The following is a 17,559-nucleotide window of genomic DNA, read 5'->3' as shown; positions in this document are numbered from 1 at the left end:
TTCCCGCTATAAACAGCAAAGCCCGGACGACAAATCCGGGCTTTGCTGTTTATAGCCGATTGGGGGCGCTACAATTTCCCCGTCGAGCCATCCGGTTTTACGTACATAAAATTCGCGTTGATCGGCGCGCCGAAGTAATTGATTCCCAGTACATCGAGCCGTTTTTTGTGAACTTCCAGCCGCTGTTTAAAATTATCGATGTTCTTGCGTTCTTTGGGCGTCCAGCCAATTTCAGCCATCGCAATGGCCCGCGGGAACAGCATGTATTCAACATGTTCCGGGGTCTTGATGTATTCCGTCCAGAGGTTGGCCTGAACCCCGATGATGTGTTTCAGTTCCTCCGCCGATAAACTATCGGGAGCCGGTTCGTACGAATACGTTTTTTCCAGCGGCAGCAACCCGCCAATCGACACCGGTTGCGAAACCGTTTTGGGGTCAGCCTGGTAGTAGTCGAGGTAGAAAAACGTAGTCGGCGTCATAATCGCGTCGTGATTTTGGCGGGCCGCAGCAATACCGCCATTGACACCCCGCCAGCTCATTACGGTTGCATTTGGCGACAAACCACCTTCCAGAATTTCGTCCCAGCCAATCATTTTGCGACCCTTCGAGGTAATGAATTTGTCGATTCGTCCGATAAAATAACTTTGCAATTCATGCTCGTCTTTCAGCCCCAGTTTTTTGATCAGATCCTGACAAAACCGGCTTTCGATCCACTGTTTTTTAGGACATTCATCGCCCCCAATGTGAATGTACTGGCTCGGGAATAAGTCCATCACTTCGGTTAGTACATCCTGCAGAAACTGGAAGGTTTCCTCCCGCGGGAACAGCACATCCTCGTGCACGCCCCACCGGCCCGTTACGGGCACGATTTTATCCGGATTACTCCCCAATTGCGGATAAGCCGCCAGCACGGCCATCGAGTGTCCCGGCATCTCGATCTCCGGAATCACGTTGATAAACCGGTCCTGAGCGTATTTGATCACCTCCCGGATTTCGTCCTGGGTGTAAAAACCGCCGTAGGGTGTTTTGTCAAATTTATTGTTCCGGTAATGACCCAGCATGGTTTCTTTCCGGGTCGAGCCGATTTCAGTCAGTCTGGGGTATTTTTTGATTTCAATCCGCCAACCCTGGTCTTCGGTCAGGTGCCAGTGGAACATGTTGATTTTGTGAAGCGCAATTTCATCAATGAATTTTTTAACCGCCGGCACGGGGTAAAAATGCCGTCCCACATCCAGCATAACACCGCGATACCCGTAGCGCGGCTGGTCTTCGATGGCGCAACAGGGCACCGACCAGTCAACACCCGGAGCCACGGCAGCTCCAAACACCTCGGCGGGCATTAATTGCAGCAGGGACTGAACACCGTAGAAAAAACCGTTGGGCTGCTGTGCCGTCAGTGTGATGCGCTTGGGCGTTACATTCAAAAAATAACCTTCCCGGCCCAATTTCGGGCTTTGTTGCGTTACAAAAACAATCGTGCCGCCTTTCCCTGTCTTGATTTTGGGGGTTCGGCCGGTCGATCTGGCAAGTTGTCCGGCCAATAGTTCAGCCACTCGACGCACTTCCGCGTTGTCGGTTGCGATACTGATCACCAGGTCGTTCGGCAATTTAAAATTCCCCTTTTGTTCGTCCAGACGGACGGGTTGGGGCATGATGGCATAACGGGGCGTCTGCGCTTCGGACAGCCGAATTGTCAGACAAAAAATCACTGCACAGAGAAGCAAATTTTTCATTCAGTAAACGGATTAGTTAGGGAATTTCTTCGTGCTCCAGCAAACACTGCACGACATAAGCCTGCGTGCCGTAGAGTTTTGCCATTTCGCCCAGCCGGGAAACGTTGATAACCAATTTGTTTCGGAAATCGGCCAGGCAATACTTGTCGATAGCCTGCTCGATGGGCCTGGTAATGAGTCGTTCGGCTTTGGCCACTACGCCGTTGACGATGATCAGTTCGGGATTAAATAAATGAACGGCAATGGATAACCCTTTTCCCAGTTCACTGCCCACCTCATTCAACAAATCGATGGCCAGTTCATCACCCGCCCGGGCTTTGTCAATCACCAGCTGGACGTCAATATCTTCAAAGTTTTCTTCGGCCAGTTTGGAGACGCGTCCTTCCCGCAAACCGGCTTTTACCCGGCGAATCAGCGACGATGCCGAGGTCAGGGTATCGAGGCAGCCCACTTTTCCGCACGTGCACAATTCGCCATCGGCCTGAAGTTGAATGTGGCCCAATTCGCCCGCAAAACCGGCCAGCCCCTGCAAAATCTCGCCGTTGTTGATAACGCCCAGCCCCACGCCCCAGTCGATGTTGATAGACAGTACGTGGTTCTTGCCTTTGGCCAGGCCAAAGCGGTGTTCGCCCAGAATGGTGGCTTTGGTGTCGTTGATGAGGTAGACGGGAGCATCGAAACAGTAGGCCAGCAACTGCTGCAACGACTGCTCCGGGCGGTTTAGTTTTTTGTAGGTATAATTAATACCGGTTCGTGGGTCGACCAGACCGGGCAGGGCGCAACCGACGCCAATAACCGTTAACTGGTACTCCTGGATGCGCTGTGCAATTTCCTCCAGCGGCTCTTTCAACGCTTCCAGAAAAGCAACGGAGTCTTCTAAACGTAAGTTGACGTCAAGGCGATCGAGCACCCGGTTGGTTAAATCGAAGATAACAAGCTTGACGTCATGAACACTGATATCGACCACTACAACCGCCTGATTACCAGGTCGTAGCCCAAACAATGCCGGTTTACGTCCATACTGAGCCGCGCCGGTACCGATTTCCTGTACCCAGTGTTCAGCGGCCAATTCATCAATCAGCATGGTGACCGATGGCACGCTGGCATGCAGCGCTTTCGCTAACTGAGCCAGCGTTCGGGAACCAAGCCGATACATTTCTTTCAGTATACCGCGCTTTAAACGACTTTTTTTCTTGTCTACAATAGATACTGTATCATTTGCCTCCATAAAAATCAATACACGTGTAAGGGCTCCATGAGATGAAAATCGTTGAAATATAAGAAGTATATTTTAAAATAATTTATTAATAGCGCGATTCTATTAAATTATTTATAAAATAACGGTATTTGTTTTGCATTATCCTTATAGAATATATACAAAACGAACGCGAATGTATATAAAAACGGAAGAAAATGCGGAATTTACTTCTCTAGCTTCCAGACTATTTTGCTATACTTTCACCAGGGGCTTCCCTTCTTCCATCCAGGTGCGGATAATTTGAGTAAGCGGTTTGGTCTCGATCAGAAAACCGTCGTGGCCATACAGGGAGTCAATTTCTTCGTAGCGGGCATCCGGAATGTGCCGGGCCAGAATTTTTTGTTCGATAGGCGGAAAAAGAATATCGGATTTGATGCCAACCGATAGCGTTCGGGAAACGACCTGTTCGAGGGCCAAACTGATGCTGCCCCGGTTTCGGCCAACATTGTGCGAATCCATTACTTTTGACAGAATCCAATAGGTGTAGGCATTGAACCGGTTTGCCAGTTTTTCGCCCTGATACTGCTGGTAGCTCGACGCTTTGTACTGATCAAGCTGCTCGTTATTGTCGAGTGCCTGCGTAAAACCGTAGGTGTCGTAATTTCGGTAGGATAACAAAGCCACCGCCCGGGCCGCTTTCAGACCCGTTCGGCCGGCGTCGTCGCGGCTTTCGCTCCACGTTGGATCAGCACGAATGGCCATGCGTTGCGCTTCGTTGAAGGCAATTCCCCAGGGCGACATCACGGCGTTGGAAGCAATCAGGATCAGATTTTGAATGACTCCGGGTTGTTGAATGGCCCATTCCAGCGCTTGCTGACCGCCGAGCGAACCACCAATGCAGGTTTGAATCTGTTCGATGCCCAGTTCCTGCCGCAGCAGATCCAGTGCCTTCACAATGTCGTGAATGGTCACCAGCGGAAAGTCATGGTAATAGGGCTGGCCGGTTTGCGGATTAACCGACAACGGCCCGGTTGAGCCATAGCACGACCCCAACACGTTGGCACAGATGATAAACTGATGCGCCGGATCGTAGAATTTACCCGGCCCGATCATTCCCTCCCACCAATCGCCGGGATCGGCGCTGCCCGTCAAAGCATGACAGATCCAGACGACATTTGAGCGGTCACTGTTCAGCGTTCCACGGGTCGTATAAGCCAGCCGGAAGCCCGATAAAGCTGCGCCTGACTCTAAAGCGAAGGTGTATTTGTAATCAAAAAACCGGGTTTCCAATCGAAAAAAGAGTTGTTAGTTTACGGTTTCTACTTCTCCGTTCTAAAAGTGTTTGCACACTTTACAGACCTTTATAGCCAGAAACCGTAAACCAGGAACTAAAATTAGGCAGCGATGGCGGCAAACGCCAGTTCAAGATCAGCCTTAATATCGTCGAGGTGTTCAGTACCAACCGATAGGCGCAACTGACCCGGTGCAACACCCGCACCGGTTTGCTCGGCGGCACTCAGTTGCTGGTGCGTAGTAGCCGACGGGTGAATAATCAGCGTTTTTGAGTCTCCAACATTGGCTAAGTGGCTAATCATTTTCAGACTATCGATAAACCGGTCGGCGGCTGCCGCACCGGCTTTCAGTTTGAACGTCAATACGCCACCAAAACCCCGTTTGAGATATTTTTTGGCCAATTCATGATAGGGGCTACTTTCCAGTCCCGGGTAATAAACGGCTTCGACCTGCTCATGCTGCTCCAGCCACTGCGCAATGGCGAGCGCATTCTGAACGGTGCGGTCAACGCGCAACGACAGCGTTTCAATTCCCTGTAGAAACAAAAATGAGTTGAAAGGACTCAGCGCGGGGCCCCAATCGCGGAGTCCTTCGACCCGCGCCCGAATGATGAACTGGATGTTTCCAAACGGTCCGCCAATGCCAAATACGTCGTTGAACACCAGGCCGTGGTACCCTTCGGATGGTTCGGTAAACTGCGGGAATTTGCCATTTCCCCAGTTGTAATTCCCACTGTCGACAATCACGCCCCCGATGCTCGTTCCGTGTCCGCCAATCCACTTCGTTGCCGACTCCACCACCACAGCCGCGCCATGTTCGATGGGCCGGAATAAATAACCGCCTGCGCCAAAGGTATTATCAACAATCAGTGGCAAATCATATTTCTGGGCCAAAGCCGCAAAGGCCTCAAAATCCGGCACGTTAAATTGCGGATTACCAATGGTTTCCAAATAAATTGCTTTGGTCTTGTCGTCGATCAGCCGCTCAAAACTTTCGACCGTATCTCCGTCGGCAAAGCGGGCATCGATCCCGATTCGTTTGAACGAAACCTTAAACTGGTTGTAGGTTCCACCGTAGAGAAAGGACGTCGTTACAAAATTATCGCCGACACTGAGAATATTGTTCAGCGCAATGAACTGCGACGCCTGGCCGGAGGCAACGGCCAGGGCCGCCACTCCGCCTTCGAGAGCGGCAATGCGCTTTTCGAAAACGTCGGTAGTGGGGTTCATTATCCGCGTATAAATGTTGCCAAATTGCTGTAAGGCAAACAGTTTGGCGCCATGTTCAGCATTATCAAACACGAACGACGTGGTTTGATAGATCGGAACAGCCCGTGATTTGGTGGTGGGGTCGGCTTCCTGGCCTGCGTGAAGTTGAAGGGTTTCAAAATGCAATGGTGTTGACATAGTTGTCGACTAGTTAAATGGTTAATGATTAATAGAGTCAGGATTACAATTCAGCATCAGCCGGGTTACTACCCGGGAGCCGGTGAGATCGTGCCTAAGTACGCTGCATTCGGGTAGAATTCAGTCCGTTGCCGATAGCCTCTCCCGGTTGTCGGTGTCGTTGGAGTGTGTGATTAGTAGCCCGCAGGGGGCATACAGCATCGAATGTTGATCATGTGTATGTTCGATTTATATCTCCTATCGGTATGCCGGAGCAAACCGTAGGCGGGATGTAGCACCTTGCCGCGCGGCAGGTTGCCAGAGGTTCACCGAGCCCGGTCTCTTGCCTCTTCTTTATAAACCAAGCGCAACAGGAAGCCTGTCGCAAAGATTCGGGGTGATTCGAATCGTATGGGAACTTGATTTGAGCCGCAAGTATAGCGAACGAAGGCCGATGCTGCAAATTTTTTAAACTGAAACAGTCTCTACGCCCTCAAATGACACAAATGGATTAGTGTACGGTGGAACGTGTACACAAAAAAAGACCTTCTGTTTTCGGGCCTTACGGCCTTGAAACAGAAGGTCTTACTACAGTAGAGCTACCCACTTGCGGGCATCTCCGATTAATTTTGCTTACATCGAAAGCTTCCAGCCATCGCGGTATTGCCGCGAAACGAACTGATTTGCATCGTCGAAGTTGGTAATTTTCATATTTTTACCGTCCCACATCAGGCGTTGACGACCGGGGTAGTTGAAGCCTTTTCCGTCGGCTTTCGGCGTCCGGAGCATGTAACTCCGAATGGCCAGGTTACCCATCAGAACCGATTCGGTCAAGGGTCCGGCAAAGTCGAACGAAGAAGTCAATCCTTTGTGTTCCTTGCTGTTAAAGCCGGCTTTACAAGCTTCGGTCCACAGGATCTGGTGACCATTTTCCGGCCACGGTTTTGCTCCGTCGGCGGGTTTTGGCTTCGGTGCCGCTTCCAGTTTCTGTCCGTCTTTGGTATACAGTTTCGGATCATCGCCGTACATGCCGCAGGCAATCAGCCCTTTGTCACCGACCATGAACATACCGTTTTCGCCACCTTCGGGATACGCTTCCCCGGCCGGTAAAAAGTCGGGGCGGAACGGGCGAATACCGCCATCGGCCCAGATCAGTTTTACATCGGATTTATTTTTAGCCGAAGCCGGGAATTTCAGCTCCACGTGCGACGCTGGCGGACAGCCTTCCGGGTTGTATTCGGGCGTCCAGTCTTTCAAAAATACCGAGCTAATGCTGGTTTCTACTTCCGTGGGGTAGCCCAGTCCCAGCACCCGGAACGGAATATCCATGATGTGACAGCCGATATCACCCAGGGCACCCGCGCCGAAGTTCCACCAGCCGCGCCATTTGAACGGGTGATACGCGGGCGTATAACCCACTTTCTGGGCGGGTCCCAGCCACAGATCCCAATCCAGATCAACCGGCGTATTCTCAGCGGGTTGCGGTACCGGAATTCCTTGTGGCCACACGGGGCGGTTGGTCCAGATCTGAATTTCGTGCACTTTGCCGATCAATCCCTTGTCGAACCACTCCACCATTTGTTTCTGCTGCGGATTCGACGATCCCTGGTTTCCCATCTGCGTCACCACTTTGTATTTGCGGGCTGCTTCAGTCAGCATCCGGGCCTCATGGATGTTATGCGTCAACGGTTTTTGTACGTAAACGTGCTTGCCCCGTTGCATCGCTGCCATGGCCACTACCGCGTGCGTATGGTCGGCGGTCGAAACCGTAACGGCATCGATGGTTTTGCCTTCCTTCTCCAGCATTTCGCGGAAATCCTTATACCGCTTGGCGTTGGGGTGTTTCGTAAAGTTCTCTTTCACCCGGGGCAGGCCCCAGTCCACATCGCACAGGGCCACGATGTTGTTGGCACCGTTGTTATAGGAGTTATTGGTATCACTGAACCCTTTTCCGCCGAAGCCCACTCCGGCAATGTTCAGTTTATCACTCGGCGCAATAAATCCTCTACCCAGCACGTGGCGGGGTACGATAAAGAAACTACCAGCAGCCAATGCTCCGGCCTGAATAAATTTGCGACGCGAGGTCTGCGACGGTTTTTCAGAAGATTGCATAAATCAGTTAAGGACTATAGGTAAATCACTACAAATAAAGTCCAAATTAGGAAAGATTTACCAATAAAAGACGAAAAAATGGTTAAAACCGGTTGAGTGGTTCGACGGCTGAAACGGTTTGGATGCTTCGATGGGCAGGCGGACTGGTGGAAACCGGCTGGCAGGCTGGCGGCTTAACGGCCCGCCCGAATCCCGGAACAGGTAACGATCTCCTTGTGAACTGTTTACTGATGAAACCCATTTTAGCCCGCTGGTGATGCCGCCTTTTTACCCGGTGAGTCGTCCAGCCCTTCGTTTTGGGGCCGTAAAATTTTTCCCTAACCGGCTTGCCATTCCTTCGGGCCGTTCGTTACCTTTGTGTTAAGACACCGTTTCGTATGGCCCAATATTATCGCTTTGACAAAGATAACGCTTCCCGTCGCGCCGGAACGGTAGCCCTGAAAGATGCGATCGGGCAGATGCTCAAGTCCTATCAACTGCAAACCCGGTTCAACGAAACGTATCTCGAAGCTTTTTGGGAGAAAATGATGGGCAAAGCAATTGCTTCCCGCACCAACCGGCTTTATGTTAAAGACCGCAAGTTACACATCGAAATCAACTCCGCTCCGCTCCGTAGTGAACTGGTTATTGCCAAGCAGAAAATGATTCAGCTCATCAATCGCGAGATGGGCGCCGACGTACTGGAAGATGTTATTTTTATCTGACTATCAACCGGTTGCGTCCACAACTCCCATTGTAATTTCACCCAAACCAGCACACAACCAACGGCTTTGATCCGGTAGGGCACAAAAAACTCGTTGCGAATAAAGCGGGGGAAAATGTCCGTTGGCGAAAGTGACGTAAATACAATCACGGTCAGTAACAACGTCCAATCCAGGCGCGTGGGCGACTCGAGTGTCAGCCACCAGAGCGCCACACCGGTTACGGCCAGCACGTACGTGGGCGATTCGGCCATTTTGTTGAAAATAATGATAAATACCAGGAAGTACGCAATCATCCGGCGCTGAAACAATCCATCCTTCCAAAGCCGGAAACGCAGAAAAGGCAGCAGAAAAAGCACCATGCCGATTGCTTCCACGACCCGCAGATTGGCATCGGTTTTAGCCATTCCAAACCACACTTCCAGGAGACCCATGACCGAAACCAGTCGTCCTAACGTACTGACCATAACCACCCTGAACCACTCCTGGTATTCGCTCAGCAGATTGTCCAGCGGAATCAGGGTGGCTGGTGCCAGGGCAAATACGATTGTCCAGACGGTCATCGCCAGTAAAAACTGCGGTTTTTTGGGATAAAAAACGAAGAACAAAGCCGCTGCCATGCCATAGAACTTTACAAACCCGCACAGAACGAAGAAAAAGGCCGCCTGCCAGACCCGTTCACCACGCAGATGATACAATCCCAGAAGCATGGCCCCCACAATCAGGTTGTTGCTCTGCATGTTCTGCGCCGTAACCAGGGCCTCGGGAAAAATGATCAGCAGGGCAATCCACCGTTTTCGGGCCGCATCGTCTTCGCCCTCCAGGTAATACCAGATTCCGAAAGCAAGAACGACCGAATTGATCAGATTCCAGAAAAAAACGCCGACGCCGATCGGGGCGTAATAGAACGGCCCCATGAGCCACGCAAACGTGGGACTATACTTGTAGTTGTCGTTGTATAAATCGGGATGCAGCCCATAAATGCTCTTGTTGAGAAGCAGGTTATGAAACGGTTTCGAGAACATCAGGTAGTTGTTGATGCTGCCCATCAGGTATTTTTGAAACCCCGCCCCCGTCAGAATAAGAATAAACAAGGCCACCAGTCGAGGCAACGTCAGCCAGCGCAAGCTCATGCGTTTAAAGTTGGTATAAAGGTTTCCGAAAAGTGCTGCATGGTCTGGAATTCGCCGTGGGGAGCCAGGTAGCGTAACAGGGCTTCGACGCGGTCGAGCAATTGCTGATGAGAATAGCGCCGGACGTAGGCCGGGATTTTTGGATACGCCGACAAATCCGTGAATTCCCAGGGGTGAACATAAAGATTTAAAAAACCGTCCGTCTGCAGGGTGTTCAGACACAGGCGTTTGTAGATAGCAAACGGAAAATTTTTCAGGCTCAGCCAGAATAACGGCAACCGCAAGCGGGGCGTTACGGACGCCGGAATGTGCAGAATATCGCCACTGCGAAAAGGCGTTCTCGGCTCCCGAAGGTGGTTATACCGCCCCGGCAAAAAGGTGGGATGTAACGATGAATTGTAGCGATAACCCGCTTCAAGCAAATCCGTTTCGTCGACCTCACCCATCCGCGCCCGGCGAAAACCCACCACCGGACGGCCCGTGATCGCTTCCAGCGTCCGGCGCGATTTCAGCAAATCGGCGGGTTCAAACGTCGTATGAAAAAAACCGTGCGACGCAATCTCGTGCGTTTTGGCCAGGCTGCGGACCAGTTCCGGTTCGTGAAAGGCGTAATTGGCAGTGGTAAACAAGGTGGCCCGAATGTTCAGAGCCGCCAGTCGGTCGGCCAGCAGCCGCAGCCCCCGCGTCGAAACAACAAGCTGTTCGTTGAGCGATAGATTGTGACCATACTCAAGAGCCGTATCGAACTCCTCGACATCGACCGTGAACATAATCTGACGGGCTACCGGGTCCATGTTTCGACACTAACGACTTTATCCGCCAGATTCGATTCCTGAATCAGGTAGGATGGCCGGTTTTTTACTTCCTGAAACGCTTTCCCGAGGTAAATCCCGATGATGCCCATCATGATGAACTGAATGCCCCCGATCAGCACAATCAGCAGGACAATCGAGGTCCAGCCCGAAACCGTATTAGCGGTAAAATATTTTTCGTAGAGAACTTCCGCACCGAACAACAAGGCGAACAGAAACATCCCGAAACCCAGCACCACCGACAAATACAGCGGTTTGGTGGTGAACGAGGTGATGCCCATGGTAGCCAGATTAAACATCTTACGGAATGAGTATTTACTTTTTCCGGCGTAGCGCTGAGCGGGCTGGTATTCGACCCGGCTTTGGCGAAAACCCATCCAGGTAATCATACCCCGCAGAAACAAATCCGTTTCTTTATACTGTTTCAGACTTTCAATCACTTTGCGGTCGAGCAACCGGAAATCAGCCGCGCCTTCTTCCAGGTTCACATCGGAAACCGCCCGGATGAACCGGTAGAACCAGCGGGATGTTTTTCGTTTCATCAACGGCAAGGTCGGGTCGGTTTTCCGAATGGCACAAACCACGTCATAGCCTTCGTGCCACTGAGCAATCAGGGTTGGAATCAGTTCGGGGGGGTGTTGTAAATCGGCATCGAGGCATATCACGCAGTCACCGGTTGCGTGATCAAAACCCGCCCGTAAAGCGGCTTGATGACCAAAATTCCGGGAAAACGACAGGTAACGAACCGACTGATAGAGATGGCTCAACTGCTGCAAAACATAGAGCGTATTGTCCATGCTGCCATCGTCGACGATCAGGATTTCAAACTCCCGATAGGGCGCCAACACACTTTCCAGCCGGCTCACCAGAACCGGCAGGTTTTCTTCTTCATTGTGGGCCGGAACGACAATACTAATTTTGCCAGTATGTCGGTTCATAAATTCAGTCGGCATCTTATCTTTGCGTACCTAGAGATGGTAGTATATTCTTTTGAATATATAGAAACAATAATAAGTATTTTTGCAGCCAGTTCCAGTAAGTAGTTCCCGGCAAATTAAAAAATAGTAGCCAAGTTCGCTAATATCAGCTAGTTATCTAAAATTAAATTTTTATTAGAAATAAAAACAAAAGACTAACGAATTGGTTGCCTTTGCGCTGTAGAAACCCAAAATGGGCCTTTGACTATTGACTTACCAACCGGAAACCAGTTTGAAACAAGAGCGTTTTCGTTTCTTCCAAAAACTGAAATTAATTTGATACATCCCCCTTTTTTACAGCCCGGTCAACGGGTGGGCGTGCTGGCGATGGCCAGCCGTTTAGACTACGAGACCCTCGAGCCGGCTTTCCGGATTCTCCGCAATGAGTGGGCGCTGGAGGTGGTTGAAGGTGAATCGCTCCGAAGTAGTTATTTTCAATTTGCGGGAGATGACAACCTGCGTGCCCGCGACCTGCAACAGATGCTTGATGACCCGGCTATTCATGCCATTTTTTCGGCGCGCGGGGGCTACGGCAGTTACCGGATTCTCGATCAGCTTGATTTTACGCAGTTTCTAAAAAAGCCGAAGTGGATTGTGGGTTTTAGCGACATTACGGTTATGCACTGCCACCTGCACCACCTGGGCGTTCAGAGCCTGCACGCCATTATGCCCAAATTATTTGGGAGTGAGGGCGTCGAAGAAGCGATTGAAACCTTACGGCAATGCCTTTTTGGCGAAACCGTTGAGCCGTATACCAGCCCGTCGCATGTACTCAATCGCCCCGGAACTGCCACGGGGCAACTGGCAGGCGGTAATTTGACGCTGCTGATGCATAGTTTGGGGACGCCCTCTGACATTGACCTGACCGGCAAGCTCCTGTTCATTGAAGACATCGACGAAACGCTTTTCTCTGTGGATCGCATGATGATCCAACTCCGTCGCTCCGGTCGGCTGGCGGGTCTGGCCGGTTTGATGGTAGGTCAGTTTACGGAAATGCGGATCAATGAGTCGGCACCGTTCGGCAAAACCGCTCCTGAAATTATTGCGGAGCACCTAACCGGGTATGATTTTCCGGTTTGCTTCGATTTTCCGGTCGGCCATGTGGCCCGCAATTTAGCCATGCCGATTGGGCGGATGGCGGAATTGGAGGTGACGCATGAGGGAGGGAAACTGAGGTTTTAAACGAATACGGAATCTGCTGAAAGAACGGCTAATCGAAACGTGCCCCCAGCGAGGGCAGTTTCAAGCCCTCACTTCTTCTTTCCGCTCGCCATTCCGGCACCTTTCCACTGCTCCATATAATCGACCGTCAGATGGCATAACGATTTGACTCCCAGGCCAAAACCGCTTTCGTCAATGAAAAAATCCGGGGTATGATGCGGGGCGGCATCTTCCAGTTTTCGGCCTTTGGGCATTCCTCCTAGAAAGAAGAAAAAACCGGGTACTTTTTGCTGGAAAAAAGAGAAGTCTTCCGCACCGGTATCGAGCGGACGGATGAGCACGTTGTCTTTTCCGGCTACGGATTCGAGCGTGGGCACCATCTGATCCGTCAGAGCCGGATCGTTGTAGGTTACCGGATACATGACGTCAATTTTGACATCGGCTTTCGCGCCGGCACTTTCCGAAATGTTGGTGGCAATTTCGTTGATGCGCCGATGGATGGTTTTCTGCATTTCCGGCGTAAACGAACGGATGGTTCCAATCATGTTGACTTCTTCCGGAATGATATTCTGCCGGATACCGCCGTGCACGGCTCCGACGGTCACCACCGCCGGGTATTCCGTAATGGCCAGATTCCGGCTGACGATGGTTTGCAACCCCATCACAATTTGCGATGTCGTAACAATCGGATCGACGCCTGACCACGGAGCGGCTCCGTGTGTCTGTTTGCCTTTCACTTTCACGCTGAAAAAATCAACGGCGGCCATCGTGGCGCCAGGGCGGTATTTGATCGTTCCAACTTCCGTTTGGGAGTTGATGTGCAGACCAAATATGGCGTCGACTTTCGGATTTTCCAGAACGCCTTCTTTCACCATCAGTTGCGCCCCGCCTTCTTCGCCCGCCGGCGGGCCTTCCTCGGCGGGTTGAAAGATAAATTTGACGGTTCCTTTCAGATCGTTTTTGACACTCGCCAGAACTTCCGCAACGCCCATCATGATGGCCACGTGCGAATCATGACCACACGCATGCATGACGCCCGTTTTTTGCCCGTTATAGTCCGTCGTTACGGTTGATTTAAACGGCAGATCACCCCGTTCCGTCACCGGCAATCCATCCATGTCGGCCCGCAATGCCACCACCGGGCCCGGTTTTCCGCCCTTTAAAATACCGACAACACCGGTTTTCGCCACGTTGGTTTTCACTTCGATACCCAACGAATGGAGATGAGCGGCAATTTTGGCGGAAGTTTGGAGTTCGCGGTTGCCTAATTCCGGGTTCTGGTGAATCTCACGTCGCCATGTAATTACTTTTTTCTCCAATCCATCGGCCAGTTTATTCATCTGATTCTTCAGGGGCGACTGAGCCTGAAGCACAATCGGAAAAATGGCGTAAATAAGTGCGTAAACCGTCTTTTTACTCATACTCTATACGTCGTTATGAAAGTCCTTTGAACCAATTTTTGAAATGCAATTAACGAGTTTGATGCTGAATTATACGGAAATTATAACAAAAAGTTGTACTCAAACTTCCCAATCTAAAAGCGTCGTGACTTACCCCAATAAATATACTAGAAATACCATACGGTTCCAACCCTTATGATTTCTTCTCTCTGCTCGCTTCTGCCGAAAGCCAGTTCATAATCTGTTATCATTCAGCGATATACTGTTTTCTTTTTAAGATTGCATCGGCTTAAAAGCGGTTTGATTCGCTTCATGCCCCTTTGCTTTTTAGAGCCGAACCTGTTTTTGTATAATTTACCAGCAGCCTGATCTTCTTCCAAACCCGATTGAGAAGCCTGCAAATAGGTATGTCTGAAAAAAAATTTATTTAACGTCTTGTTTGGTTTATTTATTGCTCGTATAGAAGTACTTTTGCATCCATTTTTTTACGTTCATCCAAATAATAACCTATCTATGAGAAAACGTTTAGCCGGATTCTGGCTAATGTGCGTGCTTTTTGCTCTGCCCGCGCTAGCCCAGGATCGGACGGTGACCGGTAAAGTCACTTCATCCGACGACGGCTCCACTCTCCCGGGTGTGAGCATTCAATTGAAAGGTACCAGCCGTGGTACCACCACCGATTCAGACGGAAACTACAGTCTGACCAATGTTCCAGCCAACGCCCGTTTGGTTTTTAGCTTCATCGGAACCGCTACCCAGGAAATTGTAGTCGGTAATCAGTCTGTCGTCAACGTCCAACTCAAATCGGACGCCAGTCAATTATCCGAAGTTGTAGTAACGGCCCAGGGCATCGAGCGCGACCGGCGTTCGCTGGGCTATTCGACGCAGGATGTGCGGGGAGATGTGCTGGCCCAACGCTCGGAACCCAATGTTCTGAATGCGCTTCAGGGTAAACTGGCCGGAGTAAACATTACCACCGCCAGCGGAGCGCCGGGCGCTTCGACGAACATCAACATCCGGGGTGTCACGTCTTTTAACGGAAGCAACCAGCCTCTGATCGTGGTCGACGGCATCATTTTCAGCAACGACCTGAATCAGACCGAAAACACCCTTTTCGGATCACAACCGGCCAACCGTCTTTCCGACATCAACCCGGAAAGCATCGAGTCCATCAACGTGCTGAAGGGCCCGGCGGCTGCGGTTTTGTACGGTTCCAGAGCTTCGGCCGGCGCCATCGTGATTACGACCAAAACCGGTCGGAACATGAAAGGCAAAACCGAGGTTACCGTCAACTCGTCGTTCAACGTACAAAATGTGTACGGTTTGGCCGAATTTCAAAACGATTACGGCCAGGGAACCCAGAATAACTTCGTCAACTCGTCAGGTAACTCGTGGGGGCCGAAATTTGGGGGTGCGCTGACGCAGGTTGTGAACGCACAGGGCGAAACCGTTCCGTATCAGGCCTACCCCAATAACGTCAAGGATTTCTACCGTCAGGGCAGCATTCTTCAGAACTCATTCAACATCGCTTCCGGCGACGAGCGTCGGAATTTCATTCTGGCCGTAGGCAATACGCTACAGAAAGGGGTTATTCCCAACACCAAATTTAACCGGACGAACATTCAGCTTGGGGGTGAATCGAAACTGAGCAACGGTATTAAAGTGAACGGAACCGTAACCTACGTTCAAACTGTTCAGAATGGAATACCAGGTGGTAACGGCGGGAGTGCCTTCGGTCAATTAACCCGGATTCCCCGCAGCTATGACCTGATTGGCCGTCCTTATCAAAACGCGGTCGGTCGGAGCAATTACTACATAACTACCCAAAACCACCCGTTGTGGAGTGCATACAACGAGACGCTGCAAGGTCAGGTTGACCGGGTTTTTGGCAATATTCAGATTGGTTACGACGTCACCAAGTGGCTGAATGTTTCGTACCGGGCCACGGCCGACACGTACACGGATCGCCGGAAACTGGTGGCCGCTATCGGTTCGGCCCGGACGCCCGCGGGTGAACTTCGGGAGGATATTTTCTTCCGCTCGGAGCTAAACGGTGACCTGATCATTTCGGCTCAGAAAGACAATCTGTTTCTGGAAGGTCTGAATGCCAACCTGTTGCTGGGAAATAACATCAACCAGCGTAAAACGCAGAACCCTACTCTCATTAGCCAGCAGCTGTCCATTCCCGGTTTTGAGAACGTAAGCAACGGGGCGGTATTCTCGGCCAGTACGGAAGCAAATACGCTCCGCCGGTTGGTGGGGTATTACGGCCAGCTTTCACTGGGCTACCAGAACTATTTGTTTCTGGAATTAACGGGCCGGGTCGATCGGTCGTCGACGCTCCCCAAAGCCAGCAACACCTACTTCTATCCCTCCGCAGCACTTAGCTTTGTACCCACCGACGCTTTCAAACTCAATTCGAATGTGTTGTCATACGCTAAAGTGCGGGCCAGTATCGCCCGCGTAGGCCGGGATGCGGATCCGTATCTGTTAAGCTCGGTTTACGTACCGGCCGCCTACGGAAATAATGCGGCCAGCCTTACCTTCCCGATTTCTGTCGGTGCCAGCCTGCCGGGTTTTGGGATCAGCAGCCGGATCGGGAATCCTAATCTGACGCCGGAGTTTGTGCGTTCGTATGAAGTTGGTCTTAATTTAGGGCTGTTCCGCAACCGGGCCAGCATCGATTTTGCCTATTTCGACAGTCGCAGTACCAACCAGATTTTTAACGTATCGGTTTCTAACTCCAGTGGGTATGACACCCGCACCACCAACGTCGGCTCCATGCGGAACCGGGGGATCGAACTGGTTCTGAACACAACACCGGTTCGTACCGCCAGCGGATTCAAGTGGGATCTGGTTCTCAATTTTACCCGCATCCGCAATAAAGTGGAAGAGATTGCGCCCGGTGTCACCCAGTCACCCATTACCGGAAATGCTTTTACCGGCATCAACCCGTCTATTGTGCTGAATCAGCCCTACGGTGTGATTGTGGGAACTGCCAACGCCCGCAGCCCGCAGGGTGACTACCTGATCAACCCGAATACCGGTCAATTTACACCCGGTATTGCCGGTCAGGTCATTGCAAACCCCAATCCGAAATGGACCGCCGGTTTAACAAACACGTTCAGCTACAAAGGCTTATCGCTTTCGGTTTTGGTCGATACGCGCCAGGGTGGTCAACTGTACTCATTTGGTGCCGTCGATTTGCGGAGCCAGGGTCACCTGAAAGTAACGGGATTTGATCGGGACCAGCCCCGCATTTTGCCGGGTGTAATTGAAGTAACCAACGCCGACGGAACCAAGTCGTATACCCCGAACAACATTCAGGTAAGTGCCCAAACCTACTGGGCGGGTCTGGGTGGTCTGGCGTCGGAAGCAGCCGTGTTCGATGCAACGGTTTATCGTTTGCGTGAGGTAGCCCTGAGCTACAGCCTGCCCGCCAGTCTGATTGGAAAAACGCCTTTTGGCGGTATTTCGGTTGGGGTAAGCGGTCGGAATCTGTTCTTCTACGCACCAAACTACTACATGGATCCGGAGGTAAACACGCAGGGTGCGGGTAACATTCAGGGGCTCGATTTGAATGGCGCTCCGAACACCCGGAATTATGGGGTCAATCTGCGGTTTACGTTTTAATAAACCTTCATCATTTTCTGA

Annotated in this window: 12 protein-coding genes and 1 riboswitch; of the genes, 3 read left to right on the top strand and 9 right to left on the bottom strand. The window is 51.2% G+C overall.

What is annotated here, in order from left to right; genetic code table 11:
• Positions 1 to 68: 68 nt before the first annotated feature.
• The 5 genes from EHT87_RS24540 to EHT87_RS24520 form a co-directional block, all read right to left on the bottom strand.
• A complete protein-coding gene (locus EHT87_RS24540; protein WP_124909307.1) occupies positions 69 to 1,733 on the bottom strand; it encodes a beta-N-acetylhexosaminidase in 1,665 nt (554 codons plus the stop codon).
• A 16-nt stretch (positions 1,734 to 1,749) separates the two neighbouring features.
• The gene (locus EHT87_RS24535) at positions 1,750 to 2,889 is read right to left on the bottom strand and encodes an ROK family protein (RefSeq protein ID WP_229321325.1); all 1,140 of its coding nucleotides are present in this window, start codon (positions 2,887 to 2,889) and stop codon (positions 1,750 to 1,752) included.
• A 294-nt stretch (positions 2,890 to 3,183) separates the two neighbouring features.
• Positions 3,184 to 4,221 (bottom strand): homoserine O-acetyltransferase family protein, encoded by a 1,038-nt coding sequence (locus EHT87_RS24530; protein ID WP_124909305.1) that lies wholly within the window; start codon positions 4,219 to 4,221, stop codon positions 3,184 to 3,186.
• A 104-nt stretch (positions 4,222 to 4,325) separates the two neighbouring features.
• Positions 4,326 to 5,630, bottom strand: coding sequence for an O-acetylhomoserine aminocarboxypropyltransferase/cysteine synthase family protein (locus tag EHT87_RS24525; protein ID WP_124909304.1), 1,305 nt, complete (start codon positions 5,628 to 5,630; stop codon positions 4,326 to 4,328).
• Between the two features lie 225 nt (positions 5,631 to 5,855).
• Positions 5,856 to 5,972, bottom strand: a riboswitch (SAM riboswitch).
• 270 nt (positions 5,973 to 6,242) lie between these two features.
• Positions 6,243 to 7,721 (bottom strand): Gfo/Idh/MocA family protein, encoded by a 1,479-nt coding sequence (locus tag EHT87_RS24520; protein ID WP_124909303.1) that lies wholly within the window; start codon positions 7,719 to 7,721, stop codon positions 6,243 to 6,245.
• Positions 7,722 to 8,098: 377 nt separating this feature from the next.
• Here EHT87_RS24520 and EHT87_RS24515 point away from each other — a divergent pair, with 377 nt between their 5' ends.
• Positions 8,099 to 8,425, top strand: a complete 327-nt coding sequence (locus EHT87_RS24515) for a DciA family protein (RefSeq protein ID WP_114404177.1) — start codon at positions 8,099 to 8,101, stop codon at positions 8,423 to 8,425.
• On the opposite strand, the gene EHT87_RS24510 is transcribed toward EHT87_RS24515, so the two are convergent.
• Genes EHT87_RS24510 through EHT87_RS24500 form a run of 3 tightly spaced genes read right to left on the bottom strand, consistent with a single transcriptional unit; the run spans position 8,368 to position 11,305 of the window.
• Complete coding sequence (locus EHT87_RS24510; protein ID WP_124909302.1) at positions 8,368 to 9,555, bottom strand: glycosyltransferase family 87 protein; 1,188 nt, start codon at positions 9,553 to 9,555, stop codon at positions 8,368 to 8,370. The genes EHT87_RS24515 and EHT87_RS24510 overlap by 58 nt on opposite strands.
• Positions 9,552 to 10,349, bottom strand: coding sequence for a polysaccharide deacetylase family protein (locus EHT87_RS24505; protein ID WP_124909301.1), 798 nt, complete (start codon positions 10,347 to 10,349; stop codon positions 9,552 to 9,554). The genes EHT87_RS24510 and EHT87_RS24505 overlap by 4 nt, the downstream gene beginning before the upstream one ends.
• On the bottom strand, positions 10,337 to 11,305 hold the full coding sequence (locus EHT87_RS24500) for a glycosyltransferase family 2 protein (protein ID WP_124909300.1): 969 nt from the start codon (positions 11,303 to 11,305) through the stop codon (positions 10,337 to 10,339). The genes EHT87_RS24505 and EHT87_RS24500 overlap by 13 nt, the downstream gene beginning before the upstream one ends.
• A 315-nt stretch (positions 11,306 to 11,620) precedes the next feature.
• On the opposite strand from EHT87_RS24500, the gene EHT87_RS24495 reads away from it, so the two are divergent.
• On the top strand, positions 11,621 to 12,526 hold the full coding sequence (locus EHT87_RS24495; protein WP_124909299.1) for a S66 peptidase family protein: 906 nt from the start codon (positions 11,621 to 11,623) through the stop codon (positions 12,524 to 12,526).
• Positions 12,527 to 12,594: 68 nt separating this feature from the next.
• On the opposite strand, the gene EHT87_RS24490 is transcribed toward EHT87_RS24495, so the two are convergent.
• On the bottom strand, positions 12,595 to 13,926 hold the full coding sequence (locus EHT87_RS24490; protein ID WP_124909298.1) for an amidohydrolase: 1,332 nt from the start codon (positions 13,924 to 13,926) through the stop codon (positions 12,595 to 12,597).
• Between the two features lie 492 nt (positions 13,927 to 14,418).
• On the opposite strand from EHT87_RS24490, the gene EHT87_RS24485 reads away from it, so the two are divergent.
• Positions 14,419 to 17,538: a SusC/RagA family TonB-linked outer membrane protein gene (locus tag EHT87_RS24485; RefSeq protein WP_124909297.1), complete on the top strand. Its 3,120-nt coding sequence runs from the start codon at positions 14,419 to 14,421 to the stop codon at positions 17,536 to 17,538.
• The last annotated feature ends 21 nt before the right edge of the window (positions 17,539 to 17,559 follow it).

It is taken from the genome of Larkinella knui (assembly GCF_003858645.1).
Taxonomy (GTDB): domain Bacteria; phylum Bacteroidota; class Bacteroidia; order Cytophagales; family Spirosomataceae; genus Larkinella; species Larkinella knui.
The sequence above is the reverse complement of the archived record's forward strand: the minus strand, read 5'-3'. Positions and strand labels throughout refer to the sequence as shown.

Bases quoted from the DNA above. Each gene is read 5' to 3' on its own strand.
- EHT87_RS24485 (WP_124909297.1), top strand. From the start codon at position 14,419: ATGAGAAAACGTTTAGCCGGATTCTGGCTAATGTGCGTGCTTTTTGCT.
- EHT87_RS24500 (WP_124909300.1), bottom strand. From the start codon at position 11,305: ATGAACCGACATACTGGCAAAATTAGTATTGTCGTTCCGGCCCACAAT.
- EHT87_RS24505 (WP_124909301.1), bottom strand. From the start codon at position 10,349: ATGGACCCGGTAGCCCGTCAGATTATGTTCACGGTCGATGTCGAGGAG.
- EHT87_RS24520 (WP_124909303.1), bottom strand. From the start codon at position 7,721: ATGCAATCTTCTGAAAAACCGTCGCAGACCTCGCGTCGCAAATTTATT.
- EHT87_RS24525 (WP_124909304.1), bottom strand. From the start codon at position 5,630: ATGTCAACACCATTGCATTTTGAAACCCTTCAACTTCACGCAGGCCAG.
- EHT87_RS24535 (WP_229321325.1), bottom strand. From the start codon at position 2,889: ATGTATCGGCTTGGTTCCCGAACGCTGGCTCAGTTAGCGAAAGCGCTG.
- EHT87_RS24490 (WP_124909298.1), bottom strand. From the start codon at position 13,926: ATGAGTAAAAAGACGGTTTACGCACTTATTTACGCCATTTTTCCGATT.
- EHT87_RS24515 (WP_114404177.1), top strand. From the start codon at position 8,099: ATGGCCCAATATTATCGCTTTGACAAAGATAACGCTTCCCGTCGCGCC.
- EHT87_RS24540 (WP_124909307.1), bottom strand. From the start codon at position 1,733: ATGAAAAATTTGCTTCTCTGTGCAGTGATTTTTTGTCTGACAATTCGG.
- EHT87_RS24510 (WP_124909302.1), bottom strand. From the start codon at position 9,555: ATGAGCTTGCGCTGGCTGACGTTGCCTCGACTGGTGGCCTTGTTTATT.